15 protein-coding genes are annotated in these 16,557 nt (G+C 62.1%); 11 read left to right on the top strand and 4 right to left on the bottom strand.

The genetic code is table 11. The features are described from left to right. Nucleotides 1–182 precede the first annotated feature (182 nt). From AAGD32_16580 to AAGD32_16545, 8 genes are all read left to right on the top strand, one after another. The gene (locus tag AAGD32_16580) at nucleotides 183–1,565 is read left to right on the top strand and encodes a DUF1800 domain-containing protein (GenBank protein MEM8875865.1); all 1,383 of its coding nucleotides are present in this window, start codon (nucleotides 183–185) and stop codon (nucleotides 1,563–1,565) included. A gap of 5 nt (nucleotides 1,566–1,570) precedes the next feature. Beyond that, nucleotides 1,571–2,839 (top strand): DUF1501 domain-containing protein, encoded by a 1,269-nt coding sequence (locus AAGD32_16575; GenBank protein ID MEM8875864.1) that lies wholly within the window; start codon nucleotides 1,571–1,573, stop codon nucleotides 2,837–2,839. A 223-nt stretch (nucleotides 2,840–3,062) separates the two neighbouring features. Continuing rightward, entirely contained in the window at nucleotides 3,063–5,162 is a 2,100-nt protein-coding gene (locus tag AAGD32_16570; GenBank protein ID MEM8875863.1) for a serine protein kinase, read from the top strand. Nucleotides 5,163–5,326: 164 nt separating this feature from the next. Continuing rightward, nucleotides 5,327–5,560, top strand: coding sequence for a hypothetical protein (locus AAGD32_16565; GenBank protein ID MEM8875862.1), 234 nt, complete (start codon nucleotides 5,327–5,329; stop codon nucleotides 5,558–5,560). Nucleotides 5,561–5,566: 6 nt separating this feature from the next. Further along, nucleotides 5,567–6,661, top strand: coding sequence for a DUF444 family protein (locus tag AAGD32_16560; protein ID MEM8875861.1), 1,095 nt, complete (start codon nucleotides 5,567–5,569; stop codon nucleotides 6,659–6,661). Nucleotides 6,662–6,941: 280 nt separating this feature from the next. Continuing rightward, a complete protein-coding gene (locus tag AAGD32_16555; GenBank protein MEM8875860.1) occupies nucleotides 6,942–8,465 on the top strand; it encodes a SpoVR family protein in 1,524 nt (507 codons plus the stop codon). A gap of 9 nt (nucleotides 8,466–8,474) precedes the next feature. Next, a complete protein-coding gene (gene pgl / locus AAGD32_16550; GenBank protein ID MEM8875859.1) occupies nucleotides 8,475–9,200 on the top strand; it encodes a 6-phosphogluconolactonase in 726 nt (241 codons plus the stop codon). Between the two features lie 105 nt (nucleotides 9,201–9,305). After that, on the top strand, nucleotides 9,306–10,061 hold the full coding sequence (locus tag AAGD32_16545) for a methyltransferase domain-containing protein (protein ID MEM8875858.1): 756 nt from the start codon (nucleotides 9,306–9,308) through the stop codon (nucleotides 10,059–10,061). Nucleotides 10,062–10,095: 34 nt separating this feature from the next. Here the strand turns inward: AAGD32_16545 and gcvH are convergent, their stop codons facing one another. Both gcvH and gcvT read right to left on the bottom strand, forming a co-directional pair. Beyond that, nucleotides 10,096–10,479, bottom strand: a complete 384-nt coding sequence (gene gcvH / locus AAGD32_16540; protein MEM8875857.1) for a glycine cleavage system protein GcvH — start codon at nucleotides 10,477–10,479, stop codon at nucleotides 10,096–10,098. 18 nt (nucleotides 10,480–10,497) lie between these two features. Further along, a complete protein-coding gene (gcvT, locus tag AAGD32_16535) occupies nucleotides 10,498–11,577 on the bottom strand; it encodes a glycine cleavage system aminomethyltransferase GcvT (GenBank protein ID MEM8875856.1) in 1,080 nt (359 codons plus the stop codon). Nucleotides 11,578–11,711: 134 nt separating this feature from the next. Here gcvT and AAGD32_16530 point away from each other — a divergent pair, with 134 nt between their 5' ends. Together AAGD32_16530 and AAGD32_16525 are read left to right on the top strand one after the other, a co-directional pair. Further along, nucleotides 11,712–13,328 (top strand): ATP-binding protein, encoded by a 1,617-nt coding sequence (locus tag AAGD32_16530; protein ID MEM8875855.1) that lies wholly within the window; start codon nucleotides 11,712–11,714, stop codon nucleotides 13,326–13,328. Nucleotides 13,329–13,386: 58 nt separating this feature from the next. Beyond that, nucleotides 13,387–13,815, top strand: a complete 429-nt coding sequence (locus tag AAGD32_16525) for a response regulator (GenBank protein ID MEM8875854.1) — start codon at nucleotides 13,387–13,389, stop codon at nucleotides 13,813–13,815. Here AAGD32_16525 and AAGD32_16520 read toward each other — a convergent pair whose 3' ends face one another. Both AAGD32_16520 and AAGD32_16515 read right to left on the bottom strand, forming a co-directional pair. Further along, complete coding sequence (locus AAGD32_16520; GenBank protein ID MEM8875853.1) at nucleotides 13,816–14,637, bottom strand: polyphosphate kinase 2 family protein; 822 nt, start codon at nucleotides 14,635–14,637, stop codon at nucleotides 13,816–13,818. Nucleotides 14,638–14,662: 25 nt separating this feature from the next. Continuing rightward, nucleotides 14,663–15,820 carry a glycine cleavage T C-terminal barrel domain-containing protein gene (locus tag AAGD32_16515; protein MEM8875852.1) on the bottom strand — a complete coding sequence of 386 codons (1,158 nt, stop codon included), beginning with the start codon at nucleotides 15,818–15,820 and terminating at the stop codon, nucleotides 14,663–14,665. 204 nt (nucleotides 15,821–16,024) lie between these two features. Between AAGD32_16515 and AAGD32_16510 the strand changes: the two genes are divergently transcribed. Then, entirely contained in the window at nucleotides 16,025–16,489 is a 465-nt protein-coding gene (locus tag AAGD32_16510) for a hypothetical protein (protein ID MEM8875851.1), read from the top strand. Nucleotides 16,490–16,557 lie beyond the last annotated feature (68 nt).

Genomic DNA, 16,557 nt, shown 5'->3' with positions numbered 1-16,557 from the left:
GGCACGTTAGCCCTCGAAACCGCGTTCGCCGAGCGTTTCAGGAACTTCCGAAACTCTGTGGCGTCGATGCTGTGTGGAGTGGGGCTATTTGGTACGATCTGAGAGACGATTTTCGTTGCTAATGCCGACAATAAACGGGCACCTGCCGCGTTGAGGAGATGTCGATGGCGAAACTACACCCCATGTTGGAACCATTGGACGCCGCGAGCTTTGGTCGCGAGCACGCGGTGCATTTGCTGAGCCGGGCCGGCTTCGGTGGGACACGTGGCGAGATCGACGCGGTCGTCGCACTCGGACTCGATGCCGCCGTCGATCGGTTGATGGACTTTCCCGACGCGCCGCCCAGCGAGGTCGACGATGGGCCCGATCTGTCCGTACTCGAGGGCATTCCCAAAACCCGCACCGAACAGCGGCAGATGGTCCGGCAACTTGAGACCGAGGCTGAACGGGATGCCCTGCAAGCCAAAATTCGGCAAGCCAATCGCGAAGTGGTCCAGCGGTCGATCGACTGGTGGTGGGACCGCATGGCTCGAGGTGTTGCGCCGCTACAGGACAAGCTGAGCTTGTTGTGGCACGGCCACTTCACGACCAGCGCCCGCGACATCCGCCAAGAGGCTCGTCTCGTCTGGCCGCAACACGAAACACTCCGCACGCACCTCGCCGGCAACTTCGGCGACTTCTGCAAGGCCATCGCCCGCGACCCGGCGATGATCCTCTACCTCAACAACCAGCAGAATCGCGTCGGCGCGCCCAACGAGAACTTCGCTCGTGAGTTGATGGAACTGTTCATGCTCGGCATCGGCAACTATTCCGAGAACGACATCAAGCAGGCCGCTCGCGCTTTCACCGGCTGGCATACCGACGGTGAGTCCTTCACCCTTCGCCAGCTTCAGCACGACGATGGCACCAAGACCGTCTTCGGCTACTCGGGCAACTTCGATGGCGATGACATCGTCGACCTGATCCTGCGTCACCCGGCCTGCTCCAAGTACGTCTGCCGTGAGTTGCTCGCTTACTTCGTCACGAGCGAGCCGGATGAGGCGGTGGTCGAATCGCTCGCCGCAGTCCTCGTAGAGCACGGGTATGACCTTCGGCCGGTGTACGACGTGATGTTTCGCAGCGCGTATTTCTTCGACCCGGCCCACATCGGCAATCGCATCAAGTCGCCGGTCGAACTGCTCGTCGGGTTGGTCCATCAGACCGGCTTCGAAGCACCGCCGGCCCGGCAGCTCATTCGGCATTTCCAGAAGATGGGCCAGGTTCTGTTCAACCCGCCGACGGTCAAAGGCTGGCCCAGCGGACGCGAGTGGATCAACACCGCCACGCTCTTCGCACGCAACAACGCCTGCATCGATCTCGCCGCCCAGCGTGGCTACCGGTACCTCCACGAGGACGAAACCTCGGAGCAGTTCGTCGCGCGTTGGGTTGATGCCTTGTACCCCAACGGCCTGCCGTCTTCTCGAACCGCGCCGATCGTCGAAAGCGTCGGCGTGGCTCCGACCGATGCGTCGGCCCGCGCCGCCTTGCAACTCATCGTCACGCTCCCCGAATACCAGCTCGGATAACCGTCATGCCCAAGCAACCCTTTACGCGTCGTCAGTTCCTTCACCGCGGAATGACCCTGCTCGGGGCCGGGGTGACCGTGCCGTCGTTCATCAACCAGACCGCTTGGGCGATGGCCGACCCGCTGGACCTCAAGAACACTCAGCAAGCAAACGGCACCGACGGAAAGATCCTCGTCGTCGTCCAGCTCTCGGGCGGCAACGACGGGCTCAACATGGTCGTGCCCTACGGCGACGACGCGTACCACCGCGCACGTCCCGGCCTGCGTAAGACCGCCGAGGACGTGCTGGCGATCGACAACTACATCGGGCTGAATCGTGCATGTGAGTCGATCGAGCCGTTGTTCAAGGACGGCTTCGCGACGTTGGTACAAGGCGTGGGCTATCCCAACCCCAATCGCTCGCACTTCCGCAGTATGGACATCTGGCACTCGGCGCAGCCGGACAATGACGTGCCGCGTTCGGGTTGGCTGGGGCGTTACTTCGACAGCCAGTGCAGCGGGGCGGACCCGACCAACCCGAACGCCGAGCCGACCTTCGACGCCGCGACCGGCATTGGTATCGGCGAGGAACTACCGCTGGCGATGCAGGGCGATCTCGTCACGCCGATGACCTTCGAGAACGCCAGCGACTACCAGTACGGCGGGGCCGAGGAGCAGAAGTACTTTGATCTCAACGATCCTGCCGGCAAGCAGGGTGAGCTCGAATTCCTCACCCGCACCGCGCTCGACGCCAAGGCGAGCAGCGACAAGATTCTCGCGGCACTGGGCCGGTTCGAAGGCCGGGGCGATTACCCGGGTGGCGAGTACGGTGCCGGCCTGCGCAGCACCGCCGCGATGATCGCGGCGAACCTGCCCACCCGCGTTTACTACGTTTCCCTCGGCGGCTTCGACACTCACGCCAACCAGCAGAACAACCACGATCGCTTGCTTCGGACCTTCGCCCAAGGCGTCCGCGCGTTCTGGGACGACATGCGTGCGACCGGGCACGACAAGCGGGTGCTGATGATGACCTTCAGCGAGTTCGGCCGACGCGTGGCACAGAACGGCTCCAACGGCACCGACCACGGCGCGGCCGCACCGATGTTCTTCTTCGGCCCTGACGTCAAACCCGGCGTCGTCGGCAACCACCCCTCCCTGACCGATCTCGACAACGGTGACCTCAAGTACAACGTCGACTTCCGCCACGCCTACAGCACTGTCCTGGGGCAATGGCTCGAAACCGACGCCCGCCCGATCATCGGCAACTACCGCCCGCTACCGGTGCTCAAGGTCTAGCCGACGCGCTCGATATTCGCGTTCGATTCCACACTTTTCTCTTGCGACACCGCCGGACCCCGCGCATGCTTACGGGGTCCGGCGGTACTCGTTTGTTTTGCATGGGCCGACGGTTTGGAACAGCTCTTTGGCATGTTGTTGGCGACCGGGCCGGTCATCGGCACCGCAAGGGTGCCGTGCGCTAATTCACGCCGCCAGGTCGTCGACACGGAGGTGTATGACCATGGTGACCGAAACCGAAAAATCCAACGACCTGCGTGGCCTGATCGAGCGCCGGCTCGACGCACGAGCCTTCGCGGATGAGCACTGGGAAGGATCCTTCTGGGACTATCTCGAGCTGGTGAAGACCGATCCCGCGTTCTGCCGCAACGCGTTCCAGCGGGTGTACGACATGGTGCTTTCCTACGGCACTGAGTTGGTCACCGAACTCAAGGAGCCGATCACGCGCTACAGCTTCTTCGCCGATCCGATCGATGGCGGGGCGGACGCGATCTTCGGGCTCGACAAGCCGCTCATGCAGTTGGTCGACTTCCTCAAGTCCGCCGCCCAGGGCTACGGGACCGAGCGCCGCATCCTGCTCCTGCACGGCCCGGTCGGTTCGAGCAAGTCAACGATCGCCCGCCTGCTGAAAAAGGGCCTCGAAGCTTACAGCCGCACCGACGCCGGTCGGCTCTACACCTATGCGTGGCGTCTGCCGCGCGAGATGGCCAATGCCGAAGGCGGCGAGGAAGTCGGTGACGAGGTGATCGTGCCGAGCCCGATGCACGAGGAGCCGTTGCTGCTGATCCCGACCGACGCTCGCAAGGACGTCCTCGCCGCGATCAACGCCGACCTGCCCGAAGGTCGCCGCGTCCGGCTCTATGGCGAGGTGTGCCCGTTCTGCCGCAAGATCTACGCCGACCTCATGGACAAGTACGACGGCGACTGGCAGAAAGTCATCGGCCACGTCGTCGTCCGCCGACTCACGCTCAGCGAGAAGGACCGCATCGGCATCGGTACCTTCCAGCCCAAGGACGAAAAGAACCAGGACTCGACCGAACTGACCGGCGACATCAATTACCGCAAGATCGCCCTCTACGGCTCTGACTCCGACCCGCGCGCCTTCAACTTCGACGGTGAGCTCAACGTCGCCAACCGCGGCATTGTCGAGTTCATCGAGATCCTCAAGCTCGACGTCGCGTTCCTCTACGACCTGCTCACCGCGAGCCAGGAACGCGTGATTAAGCCAAAGAAGTTCGCGCAGACGTACATCGACGAGATGATCCTCGGCCACACCAACGAGCCGGAGTACAAACGCCTGCAAGGCAACGAGATGATGGAGGCGTTCCGCGACCGCACCATCAAGATCGACATCCCGTACAACACCAAGCTCGATGACGAAGTGCGGATCTACGAGAAGGACTTCGGCCCCGAGAAGATCCGCGGCATGCACATCGCGCCGCACACGATTGAGGTCGCGGCGATGTGGGCGTTGCTTACACGCATCGCCGAGCCGAAGAAGTCCGGCATCACGCGGATGCAAAAGCTCAAGCTTTACAACGGCAAGTCCATCCCCGGTTTCACCGAGGAGTCGATCAAGGAGCTACGCCTCGAGTCGCCCCGCGAGGGCATGACCGGCATCTCGCCGCGCTACATACAAGACAAGATCTCCAACGCCTTGGTCTCCGTGCAGGCGCATCAGGAAAACATGATCAACCCGTTCATGGTGATGAACGAGTTGGAAGAAGGTCTCTCGCACCACTCGCTGATCACCGACGAAGAGCTCAAGTCCGAGTACCGCGATCTGCTGAGCGTGGTGCGCGAGGAGTACGAGGACATCATCAAGGCCGAGGTCCAACGAGCGATCAGTGCCGACGAGGACGCGATCAAACGCTTGGCCGGCAACTACATCGACAACCTCCGTGCCTACACCCAACACGAGCGCGTCAAGAACCGCTACACCGGCAAGGACGAGGAGCCGGACGAGCGTCTGATGCGGAGCATCGAGGAGAAGATCGACATCCCCGAGAGCCGCAAGGACGACTTCCGCCAGGAGATCATGAACTACATCGGTGCCCTGGCGCTCGACGGCAAGAAGTTCGAGTTCAACACCAACGCCCGCCTGTTGAAGGCGCTGGAACTCAAGCTCTTTGAGGACCAGCGCGATACTATCAAACTGAAGAATCTTGTAAGCAGCGTCGTCGACGACGACACGCAGCAGAAGATCGACGTCGTGAAGGACCGCCTGATCAGATACTTCGGCTACAACGACGCCAGCGCGACCGATGTGCTGAACTACGTCGCCAGCATCTTCGCACGCGGAGACAGCAAGGGGGACGAATGACCATCGATTACCGCGGTCCAGAGCAACGGCCACGTGACGAAGTTCGCGGCTGGGTCGTCGTGGTCGTCCTGTTATCCGTCATCGGTAGTATCGCTGCAGTGTTGGTTCTGCTTGCGATGTATCCCCGCGTGTTGAGGTCGTTGCTTCCGTAAACTGGAGTCGTCATGAGTCGCACCAAACGTTCCGCCATCTTCCTGATCCTTGCCGGGCTTCTTTCGGCCGCGTTCTTCTGGGTCACCGACCCGGCACTCGGTTATCCATGGCTCTACGACACCACGGGCGAGTTGAACATCATCGACGCCATTCACCAGGCGTGGCCGGGCACGGCCATCGGCTTCGTCGGTAGCGCCATCGTCCTCGCCGTCGGCGGTTGGCTGATGATGCGGGAGGTCAGGTGATATGCCATGTCCATCCGTATCGAACATGACCACCAGCGCTTCCGGCAGATCGTCAAGGGCCGCATCCGCGATGACCTGCGGCGGTTCATCTCCAAGGGCGAACTGATCGGCAAGGAAGGCAAAGACCTGATCAGCATCCCGGTGCATCAGGTAGAGTTGCCGAACTTTCGCTTTGGTGACAACAGCGGCGGCATCGGTGCCGGCGAGGGCGACGAAGGCGACGGACTCGGACAAGGCGAGGGGGGCGGGCAGGGCGGCACGCAACCGGGGCAGCACCTGATGGAGGTCGAGCTTTCGCTGGATGAACTCGCCGAACTGCTCGGTGAGGAGTTGCAGTTGCCCCGCATCGAGCCGCGCGGCAATCATCGCATCGTCAGCCAAAAGGACCGCTATTCCGGCATCCGCACCGTCGGACCCGACTCACTCCGCCACTTCAAACGCTCCTACCGCGAAGCGCTCAAACGCCAGGTCATGCTCGGCAGCTACGACCCGCTCCGCCCGGTGATCGTCCCGGAGAAACGCGACATCCGCTTCCGCAGTTGGAAGGAAGTGAGAGCCCCGCAGTCCAACGCGGTGATCGTTTTCATGATGGACGTCTCCGGCTCGATGGGCAACGAGCAGAAGGAACTGGTCCGCCTCGAATCGTTCTGGATCGACACCTGGCTCCGCAAGAACTACGAGGGCATCGAGACCCGCTACATCGTCCACGACGTTCACGCCAAGGAGGTCGACAAGCACACTTTCTACCACCTCCGCGAGGACGGCGGCACCAAGATCAGTAGTGCTTACCGCTTGGCCAAGAACGTCCTCGACACGCACTACGACCCGGCCGAGTGGAACGTGTACCTGTTCCATTTCTCCGACGGCGACAACAGCTCCGAAGCCGACAGCCGCGCGTGCGTGAAGCTCCTGCGCGACGAGCTTGTGCCGCAGAGCAACTTCTTCGGCTACTGCCAAGTGGCCAGCGCCTACGGCAGCGGCAACTTCATCAACGTCCTGCACGAGTACCTGCCGGATGAGGAAAAGGTGATCACGAGCCGCGTGAACACGAAGGACGACATCTACGACAGCATCAAGACGTTCTTTGGGGAGGGGCGATGAAATCAAACCTTGAGTATCAAGAACAGGTCTCTGACTGGGCTCGATGGACATGGCGTGACCCGATACTGTTGGTGTTTGGTGTCGTAGGTGCCGTTGCAGGCACTCAATGCTTTCAAACTCTAAGCGTTTACGACTTCGGAGTTTCTTGGGGGCCGCGAACTAGAGCGGTTGGTATGTTGCTGTTGTTCGCTGGTTTTTGCTTGTCATTTCCGCCGTTAGCAAAGGCTGCGCTCACATCGGCTCCGCTCATCCGGCGTGTCCTTTTGTTTGGTAAGTAGTCATGCCCACGACCGGCAATCTCATCCCGTTCCCCGACGAACTGCTCGCGGCGAAGAAGCAGATCCGGGAGGTCGCGCGGTCGTACGGCCTCGACTTCTTCCCGACGATCTTCGAGATGTGCGACTGGCGGCAGATGAACCAGATCGCCGCGTACGGCGGGTTCCCGCAGCGCTACCCACACTGGCGTTTCGGCATGGAATACGAGCGGCTCTCCAAGCAACACCACTACGGGCTGGGCCGCATCTACGAGATGGTCATCAACAACGACCCTTGTTATGCCTACCTGCAGGAGTCGAACCCGCTGGTCGATCAGAAGCTGGTCATCGCCCACGTCTACGGGCATGCCGACTTCTTCAAGAACAACCTATGGTTCGGCCAGACCAACCGGAAGATGATGGACGAGATGGCCAACCACGCCACGCGTGTGCGGCGGTACATCGAGAAGTTCGGCTACGACGAGGTTGAGCGGTGGCTCGACATCTGCCTGAGCGTCGAAGACCTGATCGACGCCCACGCGATGTTCATCACGCGTGGCCCTTTGGAGGAACCGCCGCCGACCGGCGAGCGTGAAGACGCATCGGATCGCTTCGCGGCCAAGGATTACATGGACCGCTACATCAACCCGCCGGCGTTGATGGAGCAGCAGCGTGCTGCCGGCAACATGCGGACCCAGGCAACGACCCCCGGCCGACCGACGCGGGACGTGCTGCTCTACCTGCTCAAACATGCCGACCTGCCAGACTGGAAACAGGACGTCCTCGGCATCGTTCGTTCCGAGGCGTACTACTTCGCGCCGCAGGGCATGACCAAGGTGATGAACGAAGGCTGGGCGAGCTATTGGCACAGCACGCTCATGACCAGGCACTTCGCCGAGGCCGGCGAGGTGATCGAGTACGCCAACAGCCACAGCGGCACGATGCACATGCCGCCCGGCGGGTTCAATCCGTACAAGATCGGCATCGAACTTTTCCGCGACATCAACGAGCGTTGGGACAAGGGCAAGTTCGGTGCGGAGTACGACGAGGCCGATGCGGTCGGCGAGCGCGGTCGCTGGGATACGGGTCTGGGCAAGGGCCGGGAGAAGATCTTCGAGGTTCGCCGAATCCACAACGACGCGACGTTCATCGACGAGTTCATGACGCCCGAGTTCATCGAGAAGCACCGTTACTACCAATACGCCCGGCATCCGCGAACTGGCCAACTTCGCATTGTCAGCCGCGACCCCGACCGCATCAAGCACACGCTCCTGCACCGGCTGACCAACATGGGCAGGCCGTTCATCTACGTCGTCGACGGCAACTACCGGAATCGGGGCGAACTGTACCTCGCGCATCGCCACACCGGTGCCGACATCGACATCCGTTACGCCCTGGAGACGTTGGGCAACCTCGCACGGATCTGGGGCCGGCCGGTCCACCTGCATGCCGACTTGGACGGTGAGCCGACGCTGTTCAGCCATGACGGCGAACGGTCGACCCGCCAGGCGGTCAATGAGGACGTTCCTCCGCCGGCCCACGCGCTCTAAGCTCCCGGCATGGCCGACCCCACCGTCCCCTCGATCCAGGTGCATCCCGACCCCGCGACCGTGGCCCGGCACGCGGTCACCCGTGTCGCCGAGCTCTTGGCCCAAGCCATCGAACTCGGCGGCACCGGCTCGCTCTGTCTCGCGGGCGGGTCGACGCCCAAAGCGATGTACGAGTTGTTTGCCAAGGGCGACGTTCCGGTCGACTGGTCGAAGGTGCATGTCTTCTTCGGCGACGAGCGGACCGTGCCACCGGACCACGCCGACAGCAACTACCGCATGGCCAAGCAAGCATTCCTCGACGCGATCGACATCCCCGCGACCAACGTCCATCGCATGCGTGGCGAGGCCGATCCGGAAGAAGCAGCGGGGGAGTACGACGCCTTGCTCCGCGGCCATTTCGGCGATGACCGGGGCATGGACGTGATGCTGCTGGGCATGGGCGATGACGGGCACACCGCGAGCCTGTTTCCGCACACCACGGCGTTGGACGTGACCGACCGGTTGTGCGTTTCAAACCGAGTCGACAAGCTCGATACGACCCGGATTACATTGACGGTGCCGTTCATCAACCGCAGCGGCCAGACGCTGGTGTTGGTGACGGGCGAGAACAAGACGCAGGTCCTCGACACCGTGCTGACGGGGGAAGCCGATCCTCGCGAGCACCCGATCCTGCTGATCAATCCGCCGGCGGGTACCCTGCATTTCTCCATGGATACCGCTGCGGCGGGCATGTGAAGCAGGTCGCATCGGCTTCACCTTTGGGTTATCCGATGCTAACGTCGTTTTGTCCGGTCTGCTGGCCGGTGGACCTTTCAACCTTCGTGCATGGAAAGCATCCGGATGTCTCAAGCCCAATCGCTCGATCTCACCGCCCTGGACTCCGCAACCGACTCGGCATCGGGGGACCACAACCAACGCTCTCGCCGGCAGCAGAAGCGAGCGCGCCGGCGTGAGATGCGTGAGAACAGCACGCAGAAGATTTACGACGTCCACAGCAGTTTCTACGACGCGACCTTCGGCCGACTCGTCCGCACCCGCATCGAGCGGGCCATCGGCCGGATGAACATCGCCGCCGACGACAAGGTTCTCGACGTCGGCATCGGCACCGGGACGAGCCTGAATTACTACCCGCAGGACAAGGGGACCATCGTCGGCGTCGACCTGTCGGGTGGCATGCTCGATCAGGCGCTCAAGAAGGTGAACAAGCAGGGCCGCACCAACGCCGTCATCGGCCAGGCCAACGCGCTGCAAATGCCGTTTGCCGACGACACGTTCGACCACGTGTTCATCAGCCATGTGATCACGGTCGTGAGCGACCCGATCCAACTCGTCCGCGAGGCCCAGCGCGTGGCCAAAGAGGGCGCGAAAATCACGATCGTCAATCACTTCCAGTCAAACAACCGCTTCGTCGGCTGGGTCGAGAAAGTTCTTTGCCCGATTTGCACAAAGATCGGTTGGAAGAGCGATCTGTCACTTGCCAGCATCGTCGATGGCACCGGCATCGAGGTCGACTACCGCTACAAGCTGCGCAGCCTCGACCTGTGGGAAACCGTCGTGCTGACCAACACCAAGAGCGCTCTCACGAATCGGTCCTGACCAGATTGTTCTGGCAAGGGTCATTCGAGCTGCTTCAGCCGGCCCCGGTCTGGTTGAGGTACTCGCGGTGATCGAGGAGTTTGTCCGACTCGTCGCCATTGGTTTTGACCCTGATCATCCAGCCCGCTTCGTGGGGGTCGCTGTTGACGATCGACGGGTCACCCGCGAGTTCTTCGTTGATCTCGACGATGTCGCCGGAGACGCCGGCGATAAGGTCGCTGGTGGCCTTGACGGATTCGATTTCGCCGAAGCTCTCGCCCGCAGTGACGGCGGTGCCGACCTCGGGCAGGTCGACGAACGTGATGTCGGTTAACTCGTCGGCGGCGAACTGGGTGATGCCGATCGTGCAGACGCCGTTGTCGTCCACAAGGTGCCATTCGTGGCTGGGCAAGTACCGGCGGTCGTCAGGAATGCTCATGTTCGCAGCGTAGCCCGGTCATGCCCGTTTGTAGAATGGCAACCCGACGACCGTCGCTGGAACCTCACCGGATTTGAAGGCGGCCGCGACGACCGTGCCCGGCTCGGTGTGTGCGAGTTCGAGTTTGGCCATGGCGATGGAGCGACCGAGGGTGGGACTCATGGTGCCGCTGGTGACCGTGCCGATCGGATTGCCGTTGGCGAGGATGGGATTGCCCTGGCGGGCGATGCGTTTGCCATCGAGTTCGAGGCCGACGATCTTGTGGGTCGGTTCCGAGGCACGCAACGCGTCGGCTCCGATGAAGCCCTGCTTCAGATCACACGCCCAGCCGAGCCCTGCGGTGATCGGATCGGTGTCTTCGTCAAGCTCGTGTCCGTAAAGCGGCATCGCGGCTTCGATGCGTAGCGTGTCCCTTGCGGCGAGCCCGGCCGGCCGGAGCCATTCCTTCAACGGACCGCTCAGCCCACGCATCGCCAACGCCGACGCCTTGGCCGGTAGTGTCACCTCGACGCCGTCCTCGCCAGTGTACCCGGTTCGGCTCACGGTGAACTTCATCAGCATGTACGACACGGTTTCGAACCGAAACCGCTTCAAGCTCCGCAGGTCCAGGTCGATCGGCAGGATGTCGGCGAACTTCTCGATGACGGCCGGCCCTTGCAGCGCGAGCATCGCGGTCTTGGCGGTGCGGTCGTCGATCTTGACGTTGAGCCCGCGCGTCGTCTTGACGGTTTCGAAGTGCTCGAGCAGTTTCGCGCGGTTGCTGGCGTTGACGACGACCGGGTAGTCGTCGCGTTCCCGGCCGACGATGACATCGTCCTTGATGCCGCCGTGCTCGTTGGTGATGAAACCGTATCGGCTTTGGCCGTCGTCGAGGTTGGTCACCGGCCGGGTGAACACCGTTTCGAGAAACCGCCCGGCATCGGGGCCGCTGAACCGTAGCCGGCCCATGTGCGAAACATCGAAGATCGCGCCTTCCGAGCGGCAGGCGTTGTGTTCGTCGATAACCGACCCGTAACTCACCGGCATCGACCAGCCGGCAAACCCGACCATCTTCGCCCCCTGATCGACATGCCATCCGTGGAGCGGCGTTTGGAGCAAGGGAGCGTTTGATGGTTCTGGGTCGGCCATGCCGGACGCTAGCGGCGTCGGCGCATGTCGGCAACGCGAAGGATCAGGCGCTTCTACAAAACCGTCGCTCCCGCTTTGCGGTGAGTTTTGGTAAGTTGTTGATCGTGCGATTCGAGTCAGGGCAACACGACTTGGTGCCGGAGGGGACCGGTTTCCTTCGTGCGGTGATCGATGCGTTGCCCGCCGAAGTGTGCGTCATCGACACCGACGCCAAGATCGTCGCGGTCAACGAATCTTGGACGACGTTCGGTACCAGCAACGAGATCATCAGAGAGTATGGCGTTGGAACCAACTACTTGGCGGGGATGAAAACCACCGGCGACACCGAAGACGTCCAGATCGCACGGGATGCGTTCAACGGCGTGGAAAGCGTGCTCGCCGGCAGAGCGCCGGCGTATCGACTGGAGTACCCGTGCCACGCGCCCGATGACCAGCGGTGGTTCTTGATGACAGCCACGCCGTTGCATTTGCCGGAGATGGACGGGCCGTGCGGCGCGGTCATCACGCACCAGAACATCACCGGCCGGATTCTGACCGAACGCAAAACGCAGCGGTTGATGTCCGACCTGCAGGGCCAGGAGCGCCGGCTCGACGAGTTGCTCCGTGACGTGCCCGCCTCGGTCTGGGAGGCCGTCACCGACGCCGACGCCGAAACGATTACATGGGTTTATGGCAGTGCCCATACACGCGCCATGCTCGGCTATCCGGTAGCGGACTGGCTCAGTCAGCCCAACTTCTTTTACCAGCGGATCAAGCCCGACGAGCGCGATCGTGTCCGGCGCGAAATCGCCACGCTCATCGACGGCGAACGCAACGGCTTGCTCAACTTCACTTGGCTCACACGCGACGAACGTGAGATTCGCGTGGAGTCGGTCACCAACATCACGCCAGAGGATGGCGGCGTGTTCCGGCTGCGCTGCGTCACCACGGACGTGACACGCCGCTTGCAGGTTCAGGAGACTTTGCGGACACGCGCCAAGCTGTTGGTGACGACGGCGCGTGACCTGCGCCGGAGCAACGCCGAACTCGATCAGTTCGCTTATGTGGCGAGCCACGATCTGCGGGCACCGCTGCGGGGCATCCGGCAGTTGGCCGACTTCATCGGCGAAGACCTCGGCGAAGCGGTCGGTGACGATGTGCGAACCAAGCTCGAACTCATGCAGGAGCGGGTGAGCCGGATGGAGCGGCTGATCGACGGGCTCTTGCAGTACGGCCGGATCGGCCGCATCGTGGCGAAACCCGAGCGCATCGACGTGGAGACCGTCCTCGACGAGGTGCTCGAAATGCTCGACATCCCCGAGGCCGTGCAGATACACCGGTCGATGGGATGCGGGAAAATCCGTGCCGACAAGATGCGGCTGATGCAGGTGCTGCAAAACCTGATTTCCAACGCCATCCATCACCACGACCGACTTTCCGACGGGCCGGCCAATGTTTGGATCTCGTGCCGGGACAGCGGGGATCACTGGGCCATCGAAGTTCGCGATGACGGGCCGGGCATCGACCCGAAGTATCACGGCAAGGTGTTCGAGATGTTCCAGACCCTCAACGACGGGGCATCGCGGAAGTCGACGGGCATCGGGCTGAGCCTGGTGGCCAAGATCGCGGCGCACTTGGAAACAAAGGTATCGCTCTGCAGTGAGGGGCGTGGGGCGGCGTTCACGTTCCGTTGGCCGAAACGAATGCCACGGAAGCACGAAAGTCTGTGGTCCAAGGTGTAGTATGCCCGGCACAAGATTTGCTAACCGGCACGCTGACGCACACCGTCCCGACCCCACCATGCGAGATCGCAAACTCAATATCCTGCTCGTCGAGGACGACGAAATCGACGTGATGAACGTTCAGCGTGCGTTTCGCAAGAACAACATCACCAACCCACTCTTCATTGCCACGTCGGGAATCGAGGGCTTGGAGATATTGAGGGGCGAGGGCAGCGTTCCTCCGATGCCCGCCGAGCGACGGATCGTGCTGCTCGACCTCAACATGCCGCGGATGAATGGCATCGAGTTCCTCAAGGAGCTCCGAGCCGACGAGGAACTCAAAAACACGACCGTGATCGTCCTGACCACCAGCGACAATGAGAAGGATCGTGTCGAGGCGTACAAGTTCAACATCGCCGGCTACATCGTCAAACCCGTTACCATGCCCAGCTTCGTCGAAGCGATGGCGACGCTCAACAAGTACTGGACCGTCAGCGAACTGCCTTGATCAGGTGATGTCGTACTTCTCGATCCCCTCGGGCGCGTCGGGGTATCTGAGGTCAAGACTCTTGAGCTTACCCACGATCAGGTCGCTGATGATCAGGTCCCGATACCACTTTTGATCCGCGGGCACGGCGAACCATGATGCTTCCTTGATCGACGTTTTGCTCAACGCATCCTCGAAGGCGACCTGATAATCGTCCCAGAGTTCGCGCTCTTCGAGGTCTGAAGGGTTGAACTTCCAGTGCTTTTCCGGCCGTTGCTGACGGTCGAGCAGACGTTCCTTTTGTTCGTCCTTGGAAAGGTGCAGGTAGATTTTCACGATCGTGGTGCCTTCCGAAGCGAGCATCGACTCGAATGTCGCGATCTGCTCGTATCGGCGCTGCCAGACGGACTTCGGAACGATGTTCTTCACCCGCTCGACGAGCACCGTCTCGTAATGGCTGCGGTTGTGGATACGGATCATGCCTTTGGCCGGCATCTCCCGGTGGTGACGCCAAAGAAAGTCGTGGGCCCGTTCCAGCGGGGTGGGCACCTTGAAACTCGTCACGCGACAGCCTTGCGGGTTCACGCTGCTGAAGATCCGGCGGATCGTGCTGTCCTTGCCGCCCGCGTCCATCGCTTGAAGCAGCACCAGCAACGCATGCCGACCATCGGCATAGAGCAGTTCCTGTAACTCGGCGAGCTGTTCGAGGTTCGCTTTGGTTTGCTCTTTGGCCGCGGATTTGTCGAGCGTGGCGTCCTTGGCATCGGTCGGTAGGTCTTTGAGTTTGACGCGCGTGCCGGGCTTGATCAGCGTCTTCTTGACGAGCGGTGAATAGTCGGACATCGCCCGAGCCTAACGCAAAGCTCGCTCAATCGTGAAACGGCAGTGTCGTGACCCGTGCCGGTTGTCGGCTTCCCTCGGCCATGATCTGCAGTGGCGTGCCCGGCTCGAAGTGTGCCTTGGGCAGATTCACCAATCCGACCACCGCACGGCTGAGCACCGGGCTGAGCGTGCTGCTCGTGACGATGCCGATCTGTTTCTCGCCGGCCGCGTCGTAAACCTCGCCACCGGCGTGGGGCAGGGCATCGCCGTCCATGCGGAAGCCGACGATCTTTTTCGCCACGACCTTGCGGGCATGCATGCGGGCGACGACTTCCTGGCCGAGATAGCAGCCCTTGGTGACGCTGACCACGTCGTCGAAGTGCGGCAACTCCGCCGGCAAAGCGCCGTTGCTCAGCTCCGAGGCGTCAGTCTCGACACGCGGCAACGACGGCGGGGCGAGCATGTAGTCAATTCCCGGCAGAGCGCGTCCCGCTTCGATCCGGCAGGCGTTGAACGCCGCCCATCCGGCCGGACGGAGCTTGCGCATCTGCGGTCGATCCGGGTCGGGCGACGCCCCGACGGCGCAAAGGTGTTCCCAAACGTCGATCATCGCATCGGTCGGCACGAGCAGATGTAGCCCGTAGGGTTTGGCCAGCTCGGAGCGAAAGATGGTGATCGTGTTGCCTGCCAGACGTGGTTGGATGACTTGGCGCTTCGCCAAAAGACCGATTTCATTGTCCAACGCACTCGCAAGCACGCCGACCGCCGTCAGCCCGTGCATCTGGAAAACACGCACAGGTGCCTTTTCGATCTGCACATCGTCGGCAAACAAGTATCGATCGAGCAGATCGGCGAGCATGTCGAGCAGATGCGCGTCAGTCTCGATGAGCGTGGCGTTCACGGTTTCCAACACGTTCAGCTCGGCGACGACCCGTCCCTTGAGATTCAGCAGCAGGCTCGGCGTCCCGAAACCAGGTTCAAGTTCCTTGACGTTCGCCGTGAGCAGGTTGCCGAGGAATGCGAGCCGGTCCTTGCCGGTGATGCGGAGGACGCCGCGCTGCGGGCAATCGAGCAGGGCGGCACTGCGGTGAAAGGCGGCGTACTCAGCCTGCGGCTCGCCGAAGGTTTCGACGATCGCCGATCCCGCGTAGGGGCAAAAGTCGGCGTCGGCAGCATGGTGCAGTTGCGTCAGCGGGTCGCTCATGCCCGATCGTAGCGGGGGATCATCGGCCCCTGTCACGGAAGATCATGTAGCATGGCACCGTCGGCGATCGCGGGTACGGTTCGGAAGATCGGTTGGCACGGACGCTCTTGAACGTCCGGTAATATCATCGGTGAATCTCGCCAGCTCGCCGATCGGCAACGTTGATCCGCCAAGGACCCCTGACAGAAACAGGACAGGCACATCATGGCACCACAGCGCAAGGACGCCGCGACGGACCACAACACTCAGCCCGACGCGTCGCTGAAAACGAAATCGGAGATCGCCGCCTCGGCACGCCGGGATATCGCCGACGTGCTCCGCAACTGGGACCACGAACCGGGCACCATCAACGTCCGCAAGATCGTCGGCAATGACGGTCGCGAAAAACTCCAGATGCGGCTCGAGCTCGGCGTGCTCCAGATGGAAATCGCCGGCCGCCCCGACGGTGTCAGGCCCCACGACCGGCAGTCGCTCCTGCATCACCACGTCCATCGGCTGCGCAAGCACAAGAAGCGGTGTGGGTCGCCGTGGGGCTTCTCGCTCAACCCCGACGAATGTGCCGCCCTGCGATCGGAGGCGGCGATGTACTACCAGCGGTACCTGTCGTTTTTCGTGCTCGACGAGTTCGACGCGGTCGCGGCGTACTGCCGGCAAAACGACATCACCTGAAGGTTGCGTTTCGTGTCACGCGCGACCGCGTCGAACTCGGCGAGCACGAAAAACGACAGGTACCGCTG

Source organism: Planctomycetota bacterium (assembly GCA_039182125.1).
GTDB lineage: Bacteria > Planctomycetota > Phycisphaerae > Tepidisphaerales > Tepidisphaeraceae > JBCDCH01.
The sequence above is the reverse complement of the archived record's forward strand: the minus strand, read 5'-3'. Positions and strand labels throughout refer to the sequence as shown.